Source organism: Pigmentiphaga sp. NML080357, assembly GCF_002188465.1.
Classification (GTDB): Bacteria; Pseudomonadota; Gammaproteobacteria; order Burkholderiales; family Burkholderiaceae_B; genus Pigmentiphaga.
The window spans coordinates 84790-101563 of the sequence record NZ_NINW01000032.1 but is presented as its reverse complement, the minus strand read 5'-3'; the positions used below and the strand labels follow the sequence as shown (position 1 = coordinate 101563).

The 16774-nt window shown below is 66.4% G+C and carries 17 protein-coding genes and 1 tRNA gene; 7 read left to right on the top strand and 11 right to left on the bottom strand.

Annotated features, from left to right (window positions below; translation table 11 throughout):
* Positions 1-92: 92 nt before the first annotated feature.
* Positions 93-965, bottom strand: coding sequence for an AraC family transcriptional regulator (locus tag CDO44_RS14270; protein WP_087780875.1), 873 nt, complete (start codon positions 963-965; stop codon positions 93-95).
* 153 nt (positions 966-1118) lie between these two features.
* On the opposite strand from CDO44_RS14270, the gene pstS reads away from it, so the two are divergent.
* From pstS to pgaD, 6 genes are all read left to right on the top strand, one after another.
* Positions 1119-2159 carry a phosphate ABC transporter substrate-binding protein PstS gene (gene pstS / locus CDO44_RS14265; RefSeq protein ID WP_087780874.1) on the top strand — a complete coding sequence of 347 codons (1041 nt, stop codon included), beginning with the start codon at positions 1119-1121 and terminating at the stop codon, positions 2157-2159.
* 106 nt (positions 2160-2265) lie between these two features.
* Positions 2266-3291: a phosphate ABC transporter permease subunit PstC gene (gene pstC / locus CDO44_RS14260; protein ID WP_087780873.1), complete on the top strand. Its 1026-nt coding sequence runs from the start codon at positions 2266-2268 to the stop codon at positions 3289-3291.
* 9 nt (positions 3292-3300) lie between these two features.
* Positions 3301-4158 (top strand): phosphate ABC transporter permease PstA, encoded by an 858-nt coding sequence (pstA, locus tag CDO44_RS14255; RefSeq protein ID WP_233146182.1) that lies wholly within the window; start codon positions 3301-3303, stop codon positions 4156-4158.
* A gap of 34 nt (positions 4159-4192) precedes the next feature.
* Complete coding sequence (gene pstB, locus CDO44_RS14250) at positions 4193-4969, top strand: phosphate ABC transporter ATP-binding protein PstB (protein ID WP_087780872.1); 777 nt, start codon at positions 4193-4195, stop codon at positions 4967-4969.
* Positions 4970-5101: 132 nt separating this feature from the next.
* Positions 5102-5518, top strand: coding sequence for a hypothetical protein (locus CDO44_RS14245; RefSeq protein WP_198951364.1), 417 nt, complete (start codon positions 5102-5104; stop codon positions 5516-5518).
* On the top strand, positions 5515-6027 hold the full coding sequence (gene pgaD, locus CDO44_RS14240; RefSeq protein WP_087780871.1) for a poly-beta-1,6-N-acetyl-D-glucosamine biosynthesis protein PgaD: 513 nt from the start codon (positions 5515-5517) through the stop codon (positions 6025-6027). Before CDO44_RS14245 ends, pgaD begins: the two co-directional genes overlap by 4 nt.
* Here the strand turns inward: pgaD and CDO44_RS14235 are convergent.
* The 4 genes from CDO44_RS14235 to CDO44_RS14220 all read right to left on the bottom strand — a co-directional run bounded on the left by CDO44_RS14235 (position 5957) and on the right by CDO44_RS14220 (position 10678).
* Positions 5957-7519, bottom strand: coding sequence for a PepSY domain-containing protein (locus CDO44_RS14235; RefSeq protein ID WP_087780870.1), 1563 nt, complete (start codon positions 7517-7519; stop codon positions 5957-5959). The two genes, pgaD and CDO44_RS14235, sit on opposite strands and share 71 nt — an antisense overlap.
* An 8-nt stretch (positions 7520-7527) precedes the next feature.
* On the bottom strand, positions 7528-9678 hold the full coding sequence (locus CDO44_RS14230) for a TonB-dependent siderophore receptor (protein WP_087780869.1): 2151 nt from the start codon (positions 9676-9678) through the stop codon (positions 7528-7530).
* Between the two features lie 62 nt (positions 9679-9740).
* Positions 9741-10166: a DUF2946 domain-containing protein gene (locus tag CDO44_RS14225; RefSeq protein ID WP_144389525.1), complete on the bottom strand. Its 426-nt coding sequence runs from the start codon at positions 10164-10166 to the stop codon at positions 9741-9743.
* A gap of 107 nt (positions 10167-10273) precedes the next feature.
* Positions 10274-10678, bottom strand: coding sequence for a DUF2946 domain-containing protein (locus CDO44_RS14220; RefSeq protein ID WP_158213290.1), 405 nt, complete (start codon positions 10676-10678; stop codon positions 10274-10276).
* A 192-nt stretch (positions 10679-10870) separates the two neighbouring features.
* Between CDO44_RS14220 and CDO44_RS14215 the strand changes: the two genes are divergently transcribed.
* Positions 10871-10947 (top strand) — tRNA-Pro (locus CDO44_RS14215).
* Positions 10948-11048: 101 nt separating this feature from the next.
* On the opposite strand, the gene CDO44_RS14210 is transcribed toward CDO44_RS14215, so the two are convergent.
* The 6 genes from CDO44_RS14210 to CDO44_RS14185 all read right to left on the bottom strand — a co-directional run bounded on the left by CDO44_RS14210 (position 11049) and on the right by CDO44_RS14185 (position 16750).
* A complete protein-coding gene (locus CDO44_RS14210; protein ID WP_087780866.1) occupies positions 11049-12002 on the bottom strand; it encodes an AraC family transcriptional regulator in 954 nt (317 codons plus the stop codon).
* Between the two features lie 62 nt (positions 12003-12064).
* Positions 12065-12757 carry a glutathione S-transferase N-terminal domain-containing protein gene (locus CDO44_RS14205; RefSeq protein ID WP_087780865.1) on the bottom strand — a complete coding sequence of 231 codons (693 nt, stop codon included), beginning with the start codon at positions 12755-12757 and terminating at the stop codon, positions 12065-12067.
* A gap of 55 nt (positions 12758-12812) precedes the next feature.
* Complete coding sequence (locus CDO44_RS14200; RefSeq protein ID WP_087780864.1) at positions 12813-13358, bottom strand: carboxymuconolactone decarboxylase family protein; 546 nt, start codon at positions 13356-13358, stop codon at positions 12813-12815.
* Positions 13359-13400: 42 nt separating this feature from the next.
* Positions 13401-14018, bottom strand: coding sequence for a nitroreductase family protein (locus CDO44_RS14195; RefSeq protein WP_087780863.1), 618 nt, complete (start codon positions 14016-14018; stop codon positions 13401-13403).
* Positions 14019-14190: 172 nt separating this feature from the next.
* Positions 14191-15606: an FAD-dependent oxidoreductase gene (locus CDO44_RS14190; protein ID WP_087780862.1), complete on the bottom strand. Its 1416-nt coding sequence runs from the start codon at positions 15604-15606 to the stop codon at positions 14191-14193.
* Position 15607: 1 nt separating this feature from the next.
* A complete protein-coding gene (locus CDO44_RS14185) occupies positions 15608-16750 on the bottom strand; it encodes a polysaccharide pyruvyl transferase family protein (protein WP_087780861.1) in 1143 nt (380 codons plus the stop codon).
* Positions 16751-16774 lie beyond the last annotated feature (24 nt).

The window sequence follows — 16774 nt, the reverse complement described above, 5'->3', positions numbered from 1 at the left end:
CATCGATTCTAGGGAGGGACTCGATCGCGAATTGGCGATTGCCGGTATCAGTCTGGCGATCGCCGGTATGCCCGGTCTGGCGCCAACAGGCCCTAGCGGCGCAGCGTGCGCGGCGCGATGCCGAAGCGCTTCTGGAATGCCTTGGAAAAGTGCGAATCGCTATAGCCGCTGGCGGACGCGGCCTGGGCCACGGTGCAGGCGCCCGCCGCCAGCATGCGGTAGGCGAGTTCCAGGCGCTGGTCGCGTACGAAGTGGTAGACGCTGCAGCCGAACAATTCCCGGAAGCCGCGCGTGAGCGTCGTGACGTTCAGGCCGACCTGGCGCGCGAGCGCCGCGAGCCCGGGCGGGGAGGAGAGCTGGTCGAGTAGCAGCGCGCGGGCCTGGTGCAGGGATTCGAGCTGGCGTGGCGACAGCGCCAGCACGCCGGCCCGGGCGCCGCCGCCGGGGGCGAGCTCGAGTCCCGCCAGCACGGTCGAGGTCAGCTCAAGCGCCTTGCCGGCCACGTAGAGCTTGCGCAGACTTCCCTGCAGGGGGCAGAGCAGCAGTTGCCGGCCCAGGGTCTGCAGGATCTTGTTCGCTTGCCGGTCGAGAAAGAAGGGGGTATCGGCGGAGACTCCCGCGCGCCTGCCGAGCAGGCCGAGGTCGATGTCCAGTTCGTCGTGGAGCGCCGCCTCGGGCATGCGGACGGCGACATATCGCAAGGGCGAGGCGGCGTGGAAACAGTGGCTGACCATGAATGGGCTGCGGCTCAGGCTCAGGTGCACCGCGGGGCCGGCTATGCCTACCTGGCGGTGTCTTTGCATCGAATATCGCAGCGCCCCGCCAAGGAGCAGGACCAGCTTGAGCCCGGCCTCGTTCTGCTCCATGACGGCCTCGTCCCGCGTGGTGTGCAGCACGCCGCCGCTGATGGACAGCGAAGCGGTCACGGTGGAAAGGTGCCATTGCTCGGACGGCGGAACGGTCATGGCCGAGGTTTTTTAAATGAGAATCGTTCCCAATTCTACATCCATGGCGAGGGCAAAGCCATCAGGCCGGATAACTGTCATGGTCATGTCATATTTGCTACGTAATCTGTCGGCGTTGTGAGTTTCCCTCCCACAAAAGCAGAGGATCTGCAAATGTTCAAACTCGTATTCAAGCAAGTTTCGGTAGGCGTCGTGCTGGGCGTTGCTGCGTTGTCCGCGCACGCCGCCGACATTACCGGAGCGGGCGCTTCTTTCCCGTATCCCATCTACGCCAAGTGGGCCTCCGACTACAAGGCGGCTACCGGCAACACCGTGAACTACCAATCCATCGGTTCGGGCGGCGGGCAGAAGCAGATTATCGCCAAGACCGTGGACTTCGGCGCCTCGGACGATCCCATGAGCGGCGACGACCTGGCCAAGAACGGCCTGGTGCAGTTCCCGGCCGTGATCGGCGGCATCGTGCCCGTGGTGAACCTGCAGGGCATCCAGCCGGGTCAGCTCAAGTTTACCGGCCCGTTGCTGGCCGACATCTACCTGGGCAAGGTCAAGAAGTGGAACGACGAGGCCATCGCCAAGCTCAACCCCGGCGTGACGCTGCCTTCGGCCGACATCATCGTGGTCCATCGCTCGGACGGTTCGGGCACGACCTTCGGCTGGACCAACTACCTGTCCAAGGTTTCCCCCGAGTGGAAGTCGTCCGTGGGTGAAGGCAAGGCCGTGAAGTGGCCCACCGGCCAGGGCGGCAAGGGCAACGAAGGCGTGGCCAACTACGTCAAGCAGTTCTCGGGCGCCATTGGCTACGTCGAGTACGCCTACGCCAAGCAGAACAAGCTCTCGCACGGCCAGGTCCAGAACAAGGACGGCAAGTTCGTCCAGCCCGAAGAAGCCGCCTTCGCCGCGGCCGCCGCGAACGCCGACTGGAAGAGCGCGCCGGGCATGGGCGTGATCCTGAACAACGAGCCGGGCGACAAGAGCTGGCCCATCACCAGCGCGACCTTCATCCTGATGCACAAGGTGCAGGACAAGCCGACCCAAGGCGCCGAAGTTCTGAAGTTCTTCGACTGGGCGTTCAAGAACGGCAAGAAGTCGGCCTCCGAGCTGGACTACGTCGCGCTGCCCGACGCGGTGACGACGCAGATCCGTGCGCTGTGGAAGTCTGACATCAAGGACGCCAGCGGCAAGGCGCTCTACTAAGCACCGAGGCGCCATCGGCGGAAACGGGGCCGGGCCGAGTCGTCCGCCCCGTTTTTCGCGTCTCCAGGCCTCCGGTCCGACCAGTCCTTCTCATCCGGAAATACCCATGAGCGCGGTACTTGATAACATTTCGGGCGTGATCCGAGGAAATTCGTCCTCCGAACCAGACATTACCGGGAATACGCCCCCGATGAAGAAAAACCGTAACGCGGCCATGGACGCGTTGTTCAAGAACCTGACCCGGTTCTTTGCCTTTGCCGTGCTGAGCCTGCTGGCGGCGATCCTGGTCTCGCTCGTGGTGGGCAGCCAGATCACCCTCGAGAAATACGGCATTTCCTTCCTCTGGTCCTCGGAATGGGACCCCGTCAACAACGAATACGGCGCGTTGGTGCCCATCGTCGGCACGTTGGTCACGTCTGCGATCGCGCTGTTGATCGCCGTGCCGGTGTCGTTCGGCATCGCGCTGTTCCTGACGGAGCTCGCGCCGGCGTGGCTGCGCCGGCCCCTGGGCACCGCCATCGAAATGCTGGCGGCGATTCCCTCCATCATCTACGGCATGTGGGGCCTGTTCATCTTCGCCCCGCTGTTCAAGCAGTACGTGCAGCCCTTCCTGATCGCCACGCTGGGCAACATTCCCGGCGCCGGCATCCTGTTCCAGGGTCCGGCCTTCGGCATAGGCGTGTTCACCGCCGGCATCATCCTGGCGGTGATGATCATTCCCTTCATCACCGCCGTGATGCGCGATGTGTTCGAGCTCGTTCCCGCCATGCTGAAGGAGTCGGCCTACGGACTGGGCGCGACCACCTGGGAAGTCGTCTCGCGCGTGGTGCTGCCGTTCACCAAGGTCGGCGTGGTGGGCGGCATCATGCTGGGTCTGGGCCGCGCGCTGGGCGAGACCATGGCGGTCACCTTCGTAATTGGCAACGCCTACCGGCTCTCCAGCTCGCTGTTCGCTCCCGGCAACTCGATCGCCTCGTCGCTGGCCAACGAATTCGCCGAGGCCTCGGACGACGTGCACTTGTCGGCGCTGATCGAACTGGGCCTGATCCTCTTCCTCATTACCACCATCGTGCTCGCCTGCTCGAAGCTGTTGCTGCTGCGCCTGGCGAAGAGCGAAGGCGCCCGGACCTAAGGAGCCGCGATGTCCGTCATCACCATGCAGAACACCGTCTACCGCCGGCGCCGGCTGACCAACAAGGTCATGCTGACCTTGTCCGCGATCGCCCTGGTGTTCGGCCTCTTCTGGCTGTTCTGGATCATCCTGACGCTGCTGTCCAAGGGCGCCGCGGCCATGTCGCCCACGCTCTTCACGCAGATCACGCCGCCGCCCGGCCAGGACGGCGGTTTGCTCAACGCGCTGCTGGGCAGCGTCATGATGGCCGGCATGGGCACGCTCATCGGCACGCCCGTCGGCATCCTGGCCGGCACCTACCTGGCCGAGTACGGCCAGCGCGGCTGGCTCGCGCCCGCCACCCGCTTCATCAACGACGTGCTGCTGTCGGCGCCGTCGATCGTGATCGGCCTGTTCATCTACACCGTGTTCGTCGCCCGCATCCAGCATTTCTCGGGCTGGGCGGGCACGCTTGCGCTGGCGGTGATCGTGATACCAGTCGTGGTGCGCACGACCGACGACATGCTCAAGCTCGTGCCCAACAGCCTGCGCGAGGCTTGCATCGCGCTGGGGTGCCCGCACTGGAAGATGATCACCATGGTGTGCTATCGCGCCGCGCGCTCGGGCATCATCACGGGCATCCTCCTGGCCATCGCCCGCATCGCCGGCGAAACGGCTCCGCTGCTGTTCACCGCGCTGAACAACCAGTTCCTGTCGTTCAACATGAACGCGCCCATGGCCAACCTGCCCGTCACGATCTTCCAGTTCGCGATGAGCCCGTTCGGCGACTGGCAGCGCCTGGCGTGGGCCGGCGCGACGCTGATCACGCTGCTCGTACTGGCCATCAACATCATCGCCCGCATCATGTTCCGCAAGCAGGCCGTCTGACGCCCGGACACGACGCGACATTACCGGACACGCCATGGAAAACACCGTCAACATCTCGAACCCCAAGCTGGAAGTCAAGGACCTGAACTTCTACTACGGCAAGTTCCACGCCCTGCGCAACGTCAACATGCGGATCCCGGAGAAGCAGGTCACTGCCTTCATCGGACCCTCGGGCTGCGGCAAGTCGACGCTGCTGCGCACCTTCAACCGCATGTTCGAGCTCTATCCCGAACAGCGGGCCGAAGGGCAGATCAACATGGACGGCGAGAACCTGCTCACGTCCAAGATGGACATCTCGCTCATACGCGCCAAGGTGGGCATGGTATTCCAGAAGCCCACGCCGTTCCCGATGAGCATCTACGACAACATTGCGTTCGGCGTGCGCCTGTTCGAGAATCTGAGCAAGGGCGAGATGGACGAGCGCGTGGAATGGGCGCTGACCAAGGCCGCGCTGTGGGAAGAGGTCAAGACCAAGCTGCACCAGAGCGGCCACAGCCTCTCGGGCGGGCAGCAGCAGCGCCTGTGCATCGCGCGCGGCATTGCGATCAAGCCCGAGGTGCTGCTGCTGGACGAGCCCTGCTCGGCCCTGGACCCGATCTCGACCGCGAAGATCGAAGAGCTGATCGCCGAATTGAAGAATGACTACACCGTGGTCATCGTCACGCACAACATGCAGCAGGCGGCGCGCTGTTCGGACTACACCGCCTACATGTACCTGGGCGAACTGGTCGAGTTCGGCGTGACCGACCAGATCTTCATCAAGCCGACCAAGAAGGCGACGGAAGACTACATTACCGGCCGCTTCGGCTGAACCGCGAGCCGCGCCCGCGGCATCGCATCGTTTGCGCCCCTCCTCGCCGGGGGGCGCTTCCTTCCCTTGCCGGGGCCTCGTTCCCGCCGCCGAGTCATCTCCCCGGATCGGCGCCAGTCCCGACACACCTGCATGCACGCTTTGCGTGCACAACCATCAACAAGCCTATGGCCCCTGGTCGCCGAGTTCTGCCTGTCGACGTTCTGGGCCTTCGCCTTCGCGATGTCGATCCTGTTGTGGGCGCTGGGCAAGTTCGTGGAGCTGCCGCCGCATATCCACATCGAGACGCTGGTGCCGCCGGCGTTCACGGGCCTGGTGCTGGCCATGGCCTGCCTGCTGCAGTTCGCCCTCAGCATCTTCATCGACCGGCGCTATGAGTCGAAACTGGCCGGGGCGCTGTACTGGGTGGTGTGGTATCCGCTGGCCTACTGGATGCTGAGCCTGTTCACGTCGCTCGTCAGCTTCCCGAAGGTGATGCTCAAGCTCAGGCGGCGGCGCGCCCGCTGGGTCAGCCCCGACCGGGGCATCAAAGCACTGGAGAAATCATGAGTTCCGCCCGCGTCGCGGCGCGAGCGATGCCGCAAGAGGCTGGCATCGCGCCGCCCGCAAGAATCGATTCGTCCACCATGGTCATTGCCACCGAGCGTTCGCGGCTGCGCTATCTGCTCGACGTCGCGCTCACGGCGCTTGCGTGGCTGCTGTTCGCCTACCTGTTTGCCCGGGGAATGGTCGCCGTCGTGGAAGGGCGCATGGCCGGACTGGACGCGCCTTTCTGGCACGACGCCCTGCCCACGATGCAGACGCTGGCGACCTACGCCGTGCTGGCGGTTGTCAATGCGTTGGTCCTGTTTGCCTGGGCCTGGTTCAACTGGCGGCGGTTCCGTGGGCTGGACCGGCGCCAGCCGCCGCCTCCGCTCGAGCGGGAGCGGCTGGCGCGCAGCTTCGAGGTGCCCTCCGACCTGCTCGATCGGATGGAGCGTGCGCAGGTCATGATCGTGCATCATACGGAGGACGGCCGCATTGCCGCCGTGGACACCCGGTTCGCCGGCGCAGCGTGACCCGCAGCCGCGCATAGCCGATGACCACGCCGGTGCCGCAGAGCAGCAGGCCGCCGAGGCTGAGCAGTACCAGCAGCGCTTCGCGCAGACTGCCACTGTCCAGCATGGGCGGCAGATCCCAGCTGTGCAGGAAATTGAACAGCCAGCGGCCCAGGCGTTGCGAGCGGTCCTGGCTCAGCGCCAGGTCCCCCGTGCGCAGGTCCAGGTATGCCCAAGTCCGGCCTTTGTCCGCGTAGCGCACGCGCAGCACGGGCAGCCTGCGTTCCTGGGCGCCCATCATGGCTTCCGGTTCCCGGCCGTAGTAGTAGGCGTCGTAGCGGTCCAGCCGCCGGTAGTCGGCCACGGGTGCGGCCAGCAGGCGCGCGGCGGCCTCGCGCAGCCGGTCTTCCGGCCACTGCGCCAGGATCTCGGGCGTATCCGCGCCCACTACGACGAGCCGGACGCGATCGGCCCCGTCGCGGGCGACGAGGTAGGGCTCCCCGGCCAACACCCGCCATTCGATCTCGCTCGGTTCGAAGCCCTGCGCCCGCAGTTGCCGGATCGCCGCGGACGCGGGCAGGGGCAGCCGCGTCGTCCCCGGCGTGCCTCCGCGGTAGGCGGCCAAGTCGGGGCGGCTGCCTGAAGGATCGAACAGGCCGGCAGGATTCATCGACATCAGGCCGCTGAAGATCCAGGTGAAGGTTATCGCAGCGAACGCCAGGCCGACGACGTGATGCCAGCGTAGATAAGCGTCCCGGTACGGCGTGCGCGCTCCCGACTTGTACCGTCCCCGGAAGCGCCACCGCCAGATGCCGACCAGCGTGCCGGTCAGCGAGACCGCCACCCCGATCAGGGACAAGCCGATGACGATGCCATCCCATCCCGGATCGACGGGGCGATCGCGGAACATGTAGAGCCAGTGGAGCCACGCGCCGGCGTAGTTCCACAGGCGCTGGGCGCGGGGCGCGTCCATGACGACCTCGCCCGTGGACGAGGAGACGTAGAGCAGGGTGCGATCGGCATCCTCCATCTGGATCCGGTGCAGCGGGCGATGGGCGTTCAGGGCGCGCGAGTGCGTCCAGCGGTCCTCGGCCACCGTGCCCAGGTAGATGGCAGCGGTGCCCGGGACGTAGGAATGCGCGGCGTCCAGGGCCCGCCGCCGGTCCGCGGGCGGGTAGGGCAGGCCCGTCCCGGCATCGACGACGAGGTAGCCGCCATGCTTCTCCCGCAACCGGTAGACGGCATGACCTCCAATGGTGGTCAGCACGATCTCGCTCACGGCCTGCGGATCGGCGCTGGCCGCCAGCGCCGTTTCCACCGCCACGCAGCACTGCTCCGCGGGAAGGGCCGGCAGGCGGCCGAGCCGTTCCCATGGCGTCAGCTTCGGATAGCCGACGAACAGCATGACGATGCCGCTGACGAACCACAGGACCATCAGCAGGCAGGCGGCGATCCCGGTCCAGCGGTGGACCTGGTACACCAGGCGCTTGAGGCGCAGCCGGCGTTCTGTCATGGCGCCTCCTAGAACCGGTGAAGCACGGTCAGTTCCACGCGGCGATCGCTGCCGTACAGCCATTGCGTCGCGTTGTAGTAGGCCGTCGTCACATAGTGGCGGTCGAAGACGTTGAAGCCCCTCAGCGTTATGGTGGTGTCGCGCCGTGGCTGCCACTGCAGCGCCAGGTCCGTGATGGTGTATGAAGGCAGTTCGAGCGTGTTGGCGCGATCGGCAAATCGGCTGCCCACATATCGCACGCCGGCGCTGGCCGTCCAGTCCGGCAGGAATCGCCAGCTCAGCCAGACATTGGCTTGGCGCCTGGGAACGTTGGCAGGCACGTTCCCATCGCGCGAGACGGCCGTGTCCCCCACCGAATCGGTGAAGTCGTCGTACCGGGCGCGCAGCAGCGAGGCATTGGCATCCAGGCGCCAGCCCGGCGCGAAGGCGAGCCCCAGCGTTGCCTCGATGCCGCGGGAGGATTGCCGGCCCACCTGGACGCTGGCCGACGGGTTCGTCACGTCGGCCGTCACCAGGTTCTTCTTGACGATGTGATACCCCGCCAGCGTGAAGTCGCCCTTGCCGCCCCAGAACGTCTGCTTGACGCCAAGCTCGGCCTGCCTGCCCGTGGCCAGGTCGAACCGGCTGTTGGCGGGCGTGAGCATCAGAAGCGCGCCGACCGGGTCCGCCGCTCCGGCATACTGGCCATAGAGGGAAAGCCCGGGCGTGAGCGCGTAGACCGTACCCAGGCGCCAGCCCAGGTGGGAGAACGTCTTGTCGAAGGCGGGCTGGCCCTGGACGAGATCCCGCCGCGAGACCTCGGCATGGGTATAGCGCAGTCCCCCGACGAGGGACCACTTATCCGTCAACGACAACTGGTTCTCGGCGAAGACGGCGTACTGCGACGCCTTGTTCCGATAGCGCGGCACCGTGCCGGCGGCGTTGATGAACTGGCCGCGGTCGAAGTCGTAGGGATCGACCAGCGAGGTGCCGGAGTAGGGGGAATTGTTGGTGTGCTTGAAGGTGCTGCGGCTCAGGTTGAAACCCGCCGACACCTGGTTGCGCAGGCCCAGCAGGCGGCCCTTGAACGTGGCGTCGGTGGTGTTGCCGACCTCCGACTGGTCGTGCAGGATTTCCGTGTAGGAGGACCTCCGGACCCGCCCGCTGGCGGGCAGGTAGTCGTAGTACTCGGCATCGCGCCAATGGCGGTCACTGTCGATGTGGTAGAACCTGCTGCGCACTGCCGTCTCGGCGTTCGGTGTCCATTGCGCCGACAGCTCGGTCCACCTGTCGTTGTACCTGATCGCGGCATCGTCGACGTTGTAGTTCTTCTTGCGAAGAGCGTCGTCGAGCCTGCCGTCGACCAGGGGGCTGCCGAAGTAGCGCATCGGGCGCTGCCACCCCTGGGCATAGCTGAGCCTGGCGCGGAAATCGGGCGAGGCTTCCCATTGCAGCGCGCCGGACACCGCCAGGTTGCGCGAGTCGCCCATGTCCACCCAGTTGCCGGAGCGGCTGCCGCTGAGGTCGAAGCGATAGGACAGCCTGTCGTCGATGGATCCGCCGCTGCCGAATGCCAGGCGGCCCGTGTCCTGGGTGCCCACCGTCGCCTGGATCTCGTTTTCGACCGGACCGCGCATGGGTTTCTTGGGAATGACGTTGACCACGCCGCCTATCGCCCCTTCGCCATAGATCACGGACGCCGGGCCGCGCAGTACTTCGATGCGCTCCACGGACCAGGTGTCGAACGGAAAGGTCACGCCCAGGTTGCCGTATTGCCGGACGCCGTCGTAGAGCTGCATGACGGATGCCGCATCGGTGAAACCGCGCACCGACAGCGCCGAGCCGCCGTTGCCGGGATGCGCGATGTTGCTGAACCCGGGCGCGCGGGTAATGGCATCGATCAACCGGGCATCGCCGCGCTCATCCAGCTGATCGCGGGTGATGGTGTCCACGCTGGCGGGAGTCTCCCGCCGCGTCAGCCCGAGGTTGGAACCGGTGGACGGGACGTCCTCGAGAGGCGATGCGGCGCCGGGGCTGACCGTGATCGGCGCCAGCGTCGTGATGGGATCGGCGGCGCCGACGGGCTGCGCCAGCAAAAGCGCGGGCGGCAGGCATATCAATGGCAAGACGGCGGACAGCGGCCGCGCCCCGCGCGGCGTGCCGGTGGAAAGAGGGTACATGAGCGTTCCGATAGAAGATCGATGGGAAGCCGGGCGCTTGCAGCTCGGCCGCGTATGCGTCTTCAGGCGGAACGGGGAGGAGCCCGCGCGCCGACCGGCGCGCCGGCAGGAATGGCCGCCCGCTGCGAGACAGGCGGACGCGAGGGCAGCAGGTAGGCCAGACGGCTGTGGCCGGCCAGCGCGAGCGGGGGGCCGGGCGGCAGGCCCGGCGCGAAGGCCAGCGCGAAGGGACAGGCCACGTGCATGGCCTGTCCGTGTTTCGGCGCATCGCCGGCGCCGGGCTTGGAGGCCGGTATCTCGACGTGCCAGAACAGCGGGCCGTTCGCCGAGCACAGCACCACCAGCGCATCGCGGTTGGCCGCGTCCCCAGGCATGAAGCCCTGAGGGACGGCCGCCTTGAGGACGAACAGCGCCAGCGCCAGCCACCAGGCGGCGCCATGGCGATGCCGATGCGCGAATCGGCGCATCAACCCCAGGATACGATGCACTTTCCTCTCCCAAGCGAGCGGTGCCGGCCCGGCGGCGCCGTGGGCGCGCGGGACGGCTCATCAAGGCGGCGGCAGCAATGGCCGCGCCGCGGTCGGACCAGGACCGGTCAGGCGTGCGGGGGAGGAGCGCGAGGGACGTGCGCCCGCCATTGCGGGCGCGTGGAAGGCGGGGGAGCGGCGACGTCGGCGTATGCGAGGACGACGGGCGGCGCGCGCGGCACGCTCGCCGCGGAGGCCGCGGGGATGACGGGGACGTGGTGGGTCAGCGTGCAATAGGGACAGCTGGTGTCCCCTGCAGCAGGCGCCTGGGATTTCTCGCGCGCGGTCGAGATGGCGACCTGTTCGGATCCGGTTTCGCTGCACACCTGGACCCAGGCAACGCCCTGCGTGGCGGCCAGCCACTTCGACATCGCCGGCGCGACGGCGCCCAGGCACATGGCGCAAAGCGCCAGCCAGGCGATGTGTCTGCGTAGCCGCCGGAAAGTCTCCATGGCCTCGAGGTGTCGGTTCATGCCGGCGCTGCACGCACCGGGTTTGTGTGTCGTTGTCAGTGGCGACGGCAAGATGCGCCCCGGGCCACATGGGCCGATTATAGACACGCGGCTTCGCGGGAAGCCGTTTTCCGGGCGGAAGGATGCGTCAGGGGTACGCTCGAGCATAGGCCGCGCGGGGTAGGGCCGAACTCGGGTACAATCCTCGGCCATCGGGGCGTAGCGCAGCCTGGTAGCGCATCTGCTTTGGGAGCAGAGGGTCGCGAGTTCGAATCCCGCCGCCCCGACCAGTCAATTCGAGGCCTTTCGAGGGATCGCCCCCGAAAGGCCTTTTTCTCGTTCGGATATTCACCCGACCGAATGAAGCGACACCCTCCACCTGAACGAGCGGCTACCCTTCGCCCGGCAGCCGGCGCCACTGCCCCGGCGTCATCCCCATCTTGTCGGCGAATACCCGGCGGAATGCCGCCACGGATTGATACCCCACGGACTCGGCCACGGCCTCGGTGGTCCGACCCGGCTGCTTCAGCGCGTTGGCGGCCAGGCTCATCCGGATATCGGTCAGCAGTTCGATGGCTGAACGCCCCAGCTTGTCCTGAAAGTGCCGCATGAAGGTGGCGCGTGACATGCTGCACAAGCCGGCCAGTTCGGGCAGGGTCCAGGACCGCGCCGGGTCGGCGAACATGGCTGAAATGGCCGGAGCAAGGCGCGAATGGCCAGCCAGCGCCAGCAGGCCCGCCGGCGCTTGCTCGGATTCGCTCGCGGCACGCAGCACCAGTGTGAACAATGCCGAAGTCAGCGTATTGAGCATGGCGTATCCGCCGAGCCTGCCGCTGGCCGATTCCACACGCATCAGTCCCACGAGGCTGGCCAGGTGATTCGAGGCGGACTCGACGTCGTGTTCACCGCGGCCGCCCATCGTCTTCACCACCAGATTGGCGGGCAGGTAGTCGCGAATGAGCCGGTCATGCGGCGGCTCGATGGAAAATCGCCCGCACAGCATGTCCAGGCGCTCGCCCTGGCCATCATTTTCCTTGAGCATCCATCCCGCGGCGCCTTGGCGATCGCGGATACGCCCCGGTGGAAGTCCGCTGCCATCATGCAGCACGTGCGCCGAGCCGCTGGGCAATAGCACGATGTCGCCGTCCGTCAGCTCCCGGATCGTCTTTGTTCCCGGGTCCTCGATGATGGCCCGGCCCTTGAGCACGATGTGGTACGGGATCTCGTGCGCCTCGGACCGGGGCCAGGCCACGCGCCATGGCGCACCGTAGACGCAGCGGACCTCGAGCCGCCCCGTGACGGTGATGATTTTCAGAAGATGGCTCAGCCAGTCGACTTGGGACATAGGAACGCGCGCGCTTGAATGCTCCCGCATCGTATCGCAGTTGCGCATCGACCGGACGAGCCCTACGCCGCCACCTTCAGCCCGCGCTGGACACCCGGACGCGCGAGGCCTTGCTCAAGCCAACGCTGGACATGCTCGTACCGGTCGAAGCCGACAAGCTCCCGCGCTTCATAGAAGCCGATCAGGTTGCGCACCCAGCCGAGCAGCGAGATATCGGCGATGCTGTAGCCGTCGTCCACCACCCAGTCCCTGCCTGCCAGCCGGGAGTCGAGCACACCGAGCAGACGCGCCGACTCTCTCGCATATCGCTCCAGGGGCCGTTTGTCGGCATAGTCCTTGCCGGCGAATTTATTGAAGAACCCGACCTGGCCGAACATCGGCCCGACACCGCCCATCTGCCACATCAGCCACTGCATCGTCTCGTAGCGCACGGCGGGATCGGCCGAGAGGAACTGCCCTGTCTTGTCGGCGAGGTAGATCAGGATCGCTCCCGACTCGAACAAGGCCAGCGGCCGGCCGTCCGGCCCGTCGGGATCGTAGATGGCCGGAATCTTGCCGTTCGGATTGAGCGCGAGAAACGCCGGGTCGTGGCTCTCGTCCGCCGTGATATCGATGCGGTGCGGCTCATAGGCCAGACCGGTTTCTTCCAGCATGATGCCAATCTTCACGCCATTGGGCGTCGGCAGGGAAAAAAGCTGGAGCCGGTCGGGATGCCGCGCCGGCCAGCGCGAGAAAATCGGATGATCGAGCGACACTTGCCTGCTCCTGGATAAGCGACCGCGTCGCGCCGGCGACGCGGCCAGACAATCTTCAGATCGAGCCAGCCGGCGCGACGGCGGGAAAGTCCTTTTCGGGATCGAATACGTTATTGAAAAAGTTCGTCAGGGAATAAAGGGCCACCAGCGCGACAATCTCCATGACGTTTGCATCCGTGTAGCCAGCATCGCGGACGGCATCCAGATCGGCGTCGCTGACCTTGCCGCGGGTCTCGATGACTCTGCGGGCGAACTGGATGGCGGCATTCCGCTTTGGATCGTTGGCACGGCCCTTGCGCGCAAGCAGGACCTCGTCGGCCGGCAGCCTGGCCATGTTCTCGGCCGTATAGCTGTGGACTGCCAGGCAGTAATCGCAGCCGTTCACTTCGGAAACGGCCAGGCCGATGCTGTCGCGCGTCTTCACGTCGAGCGCCTTGCTCAAGGCGCCCAGCAGCGCGGCCCACGCATTGAACGCAATCGGGCTTTGCGCGAAGGCCGCCATCATGTTGGGGGTGAATCCCAGGTTCTTCGTGAATGCATCGAGAGTCTGCTTCGATTCGGCTGGCGCCTGTTCCGGCGTGAAAGCGGTCGTTCTGGTCATCGTATTTCTCCCTAGGGTTGTCGAGTCGGGGTGTGGGTGGGGTCAGACAAGGTCCAGCACTTCTGCCACGGGACGGCGCGGCTTCTGCGCCCAGTTGCCGGGGCGTTCCGCCCCGATGGACAACAGCATGACCGGTACTTCGTTCTCGGCCAGGCCGAACTCGCTGACCACCGCTTCGGCATCGAAACCGATCATCGGCGTCGATCCGAGGCCCAGCGAGCGGGCGGCATAGATCATTGCCGCCGCACCGAAGGTGCCCGTGCGCACGGCCTCGTCGCGTTGAAGCTGCGGGTTATCGGCATACAGGCCTCGCGCGGGGTTTTCCCATTCCGGCACCATCGCCGCCGGCATGACGCCCGCTTGCACCAGCGGTGCCAGGCGCTCGGGTATCACGCGGGAGTCGGCCAGCACGCCGCAGATGATGAAAGTCACTGCGGCATCGGTGATGGCGGGCTGATTCCAGGCGATCGGCAGCAGTCGGGCTTTGGCCTCGGGCGTGCGGACGGCGATGAACCGCCAGTTCTGCATGTGAAAAGAAGTCGGCGCGGTGGTGCCGATGCGTACCAGTTCGCGAATCTGGTCATCGCCTAAGACGGCGGCGGGGTCGTAGTACTTGGCCGCGCTGCGGCTCAGGATGCATTCAATGACGGCATTGGTCACGGTGGGTCCTATGGGCGGAGGTGATTAGGAGCCTCCACTGTAGGACAGCCGTTTGCGCATTTCGAGGCTTAATTTGCTCAATAAGATGCCAAAAAGGATCACTTTCGGCGTGCGAGCGCCCGAGCGACTCAAGCGTGCCGTGGTTCACGATGAACGTCCGCCTAGTGTCTCGTCAACCCCGCTCGAGATTCGCACCCTGACGCACCAGCTCCCGCTGCACCTCGTCCGCGAGCACCTTCCGCGGCACCATGCCGCCTTGCGCGGCAAGCGCGGCGCAGACGCCCGCCGCCTGGCCGGTCGCCATCGCGATCGGCATGACGCGATAGGACGAGTGCGCCTCGTGCGTGCCGGAAATGCAGCGGCCGGCGACCATGACCCGCTCGATGTCGCGGGGGACCAGCGCCCGCAGCGGAATGTCATAGGCGTCGTCGGCGGGAATGCGCCTGAGGACCGTGCCTTTGCCGGTGGGGTTGTGGATGTCGACCGGATACGACCCGCGGGCGACGGCGTCAGGGAATTTGCGGGCGCTCAGCAGGTCTTCGGCGGTGAGCTGGTAGTCGCCCAGGATGCGCCGCGTTTCCCGCACGCCGGTGTGGACGCCGCTCTGCACCGCATAGCTGCGCTCGAAGCCGGGGACGTATTTGCGCAGGAAACGCACCAGTTGTTCCAGCTGCCGCCGGCTTTCCCATTCCGCGCAGCTCCAGTCCCAGACGTCGGTGCCCAGCACTCGCGTGACCCGGGTGGAATTGACGCTCACCTCGCGCGCGTGGGGCGTGGCAAAGAACAGGATGTCTTCCCGAGCCAGGTCGAGTTCGCCCTTGGCGGTGGCCTGTTGCACCAGGTCCCACAGTCCGTGCACGCCGCGCCACTGGTCCGGGTGTTGCCGGGCATAGGCCTGGAAGGCGGCCTGCTCGAAGTCGGCCATCCGGAACATCAGTGTCATCGGCTGAACCAGTCCGTCCGATTCGCGCCCGATTTCGTAGGGCGCGCCGGCCAGGGCGGCAATGTCGCCGTCGCCGGTGCCGTCCACGATCGCCTTGGCCTTGATGGCGAGGGGGCCGCTCTTGGTCTCGAATACGACGCCTTCGATCTCGCCTTCCCCGAGCACGCCGCTGGCGAACGCGTGAAACAGGAAATGCACGCCCGCCTTGTCCAGCAGATCGAGCGTCGACCACTTGAACACTTCGGGATCGAAGGGAACCACGTACCCGGTTTCCAGCGACGGCGCGACCGCGCCGCCGCTACGCACCAGGTGCTCCAGCAGTTCCTTCAGCGCACCAGCGATGACCGGGTGTCCCGGACCGTGATCGTTGGGCAGCAGATTGCTCACGCCCAGCCGTTCGAAAGTGGGGCGCTGGGTATGGAAGGACATGAGCGGCATGACCAGGGCCGCAGTGGCGTTGCCGCCCAGGAAGCCGTAGCGTTCGACCAGGATCACGCTGGCGCCGGCGCGGGCGGCGCCCAGCGCGGCGCCGATGCCGGCGGGGCCGCCCCCCACGACCAGCACGTCGGTGTCGGCGGCGAGCCGGGCTCGCCGGGGAGGAAGCGTGAGTTCTTCGATGTGCTTGGGTTTCTCCAATACAGGCATGTCATTTCCCTTCGTCTTTGGCGCGGGGGCCCAACTGGGCGAGCAAGGACACGAGCAGTCGATTGTTCTCGCGGGCCCGCTCCTGCAAGGCGGGCAGGCGCTCCTGGATGCGGGCCTGGATATGGGCGCGGAAGTCCCAGGCGTGGTCGATCGTCGCCAGCAGCCGGCCGGGGTTGACGTCGTCCAGCGGCGGGGTATCCATCTCCAGGTCCTGCAGGAGGCCGGTCACCTTGGAGGCATAGGGCAGGGCGACGAACGGGATGCCTTGCAGCGCCGAAAAAATGAGGAAGTGCAGGCGCATGCCCACGCAGAACTCGAAGCCCGCGATGATGCTCATCATCTGGCCGGGGCTGTATTCCCCCTTGAGTACGGTCGCCCGCTGCGCGCATTGCATCTGCGCCACCACGGCATGGCTGTGCTGCAAGTCCTTGTGGCCGCGTTCCAGGGGGATGAATACCACGTCGGCGTCGAGCCGCCTCACCATGAAGTCCGCCGCATTGGCGAGCAGGTCGTGATAGTGATCGACGCTCATGCCCGGAGCAGCGGGCCCGGGCTCGCGCACCGAAAAGCCGATACGGCGCCGTGGCAGGTCCAGGCCCTCGCGCGTCAGCGCATCCTCGGGCAGAGGCTGGGCCTGCATCAGCAGCGCCGGGTCGGCCGTCACGTGGATGGCCCGCTGCAAGCCGACTTCCTCCAGCAGCCGGGCACCCTGGCGGTCCCGCACGGTGATCAGCGCGGCAGGCATCAGCGCCTGGCGGGTCAGTTCCCGGCTGGAGCGTTGCGCGAGCGGGCCGGCGCTAATGGCATAGATCATGACCGGAACGCCGAGCTCATTGGCGAGCAGGACTTCCCGCAGATAGATGTCGATTTCGCCGTCGTAGAGGAGGCCGCCGCCGCCCAGCACCAGCAGGTCGAACCGGGCCACCTCCTGCCTGGCCTCGTTGCGGGAGAGTTCCCGCACCGGCACCGCCCGGTCGACCTGGTGCCGTTGCTCGGTGTCCGCCGGGTTGCGGGAGAAAACCGTGATTTCGGCGGGCGTGCCGGCCCGAAGCTGCGTCACGATGCTTTCCAGGATCGCTTCGTCGCCGAGGTTCAGGCCGCCGTAGGAGCCGGAGATGCCGATACGGAAGGGACGTTTTTCCATGGTTGCCTTGTTGTCGCTATCTGC

Coding starts and splice junctions, on each gene's coding strand:
- CDO44_RS14270 (WP_087780875.1), bottom strand. CDS start 965: ATGACCGTTCCGCCGTCCGAGCAATGGCACCTTTCCACCGTGACCGCT.
- pstS (WP_087780874.1), top strand. CDS start 1,119: ATGTTCAAACTCGTATTCAAGCAAGTTTCGGTAGGCGTCGTGCTGGGC.
- pstC (WP_087780873.1), top strand. CDS start 2,266: ATGAGCGCGGTACTTGATAACATTTCGGGCGTGATCCGAGGAAATTCG.
- pstA (WP_233146182.1), top strand. CDS start 3,301: ATGTCCGTCATCACCATGCAGAACACCGTCTACCGCCGGCGCCGGCTG.
- pstB (WP_087780872.1), top strand. CDS start 4,193: ATGGAAAACACCGTCAACATCTCGAACCCCAAGCTGGAAGTCAAGGAC.
- CDO44_RS14245 (WP_198951364.1), top strand. CDS start 5,102: ATGCACGCTTTGCGTGCACAACCATCAACAAGCCTATGGCCCCTGGTC.
- pgaD (WP_087780871.1), top strand. CDS start 5,515: ATGAGTTCCGCCCGCGTCGCGGCGCGAGCGATGCCGCAAGAGGCTGGC.
- CDO44_RS14235 (WP_087780870.1), bottom strand. CDS start 7,519: ATGACAGAACGCCGGCTGCGCCTCAAGCGCCTGGTGTACCAGGTCCAC.
- CDO44_RS14230 (WP_087780869.1), bottom strand. CDS start 9,678: ATGTACCCTCTTTCCACCGGCACGCCGCGCGGGGCGCGGCCGCTGTCC.
- CDO44_RS14220 (WP_158213290.1), bottom strand. CDS start 10,678: ATGAACCGACACCTCGAGGCCATGGAGACTTTCCGGCGGCTACGCAGA.
- CDO44_RS14210 (WP_087780866.1), bottom strand. CDS start 12,002: ATGTCCCAAGTCGACTGGCTGAGCCATCTTCTGAAAATCATCACCGTC.
- CDO44_RS14200 (WP_087780864.1), bottom strand. CDS start 13,358: ATGACCAGAACGACCGCTTTCACGCCGGAACAGGCGCCAGCCGAATCG.
- CDO44_RS14190 (WP_087780862.1), bottom strand. CDS start 15,606: ATGCCTGTATTGGAGAAACCCAAGCACATCGAAGAACTCACGCTTCCT.
- CDO44_RS14185 (WP_087780861.1), bottom strand. CDS start 16,750: ATGGAAAAACGTCCCTTCCGTATCGGCATCTCCGGCTCCTACGGCGGC.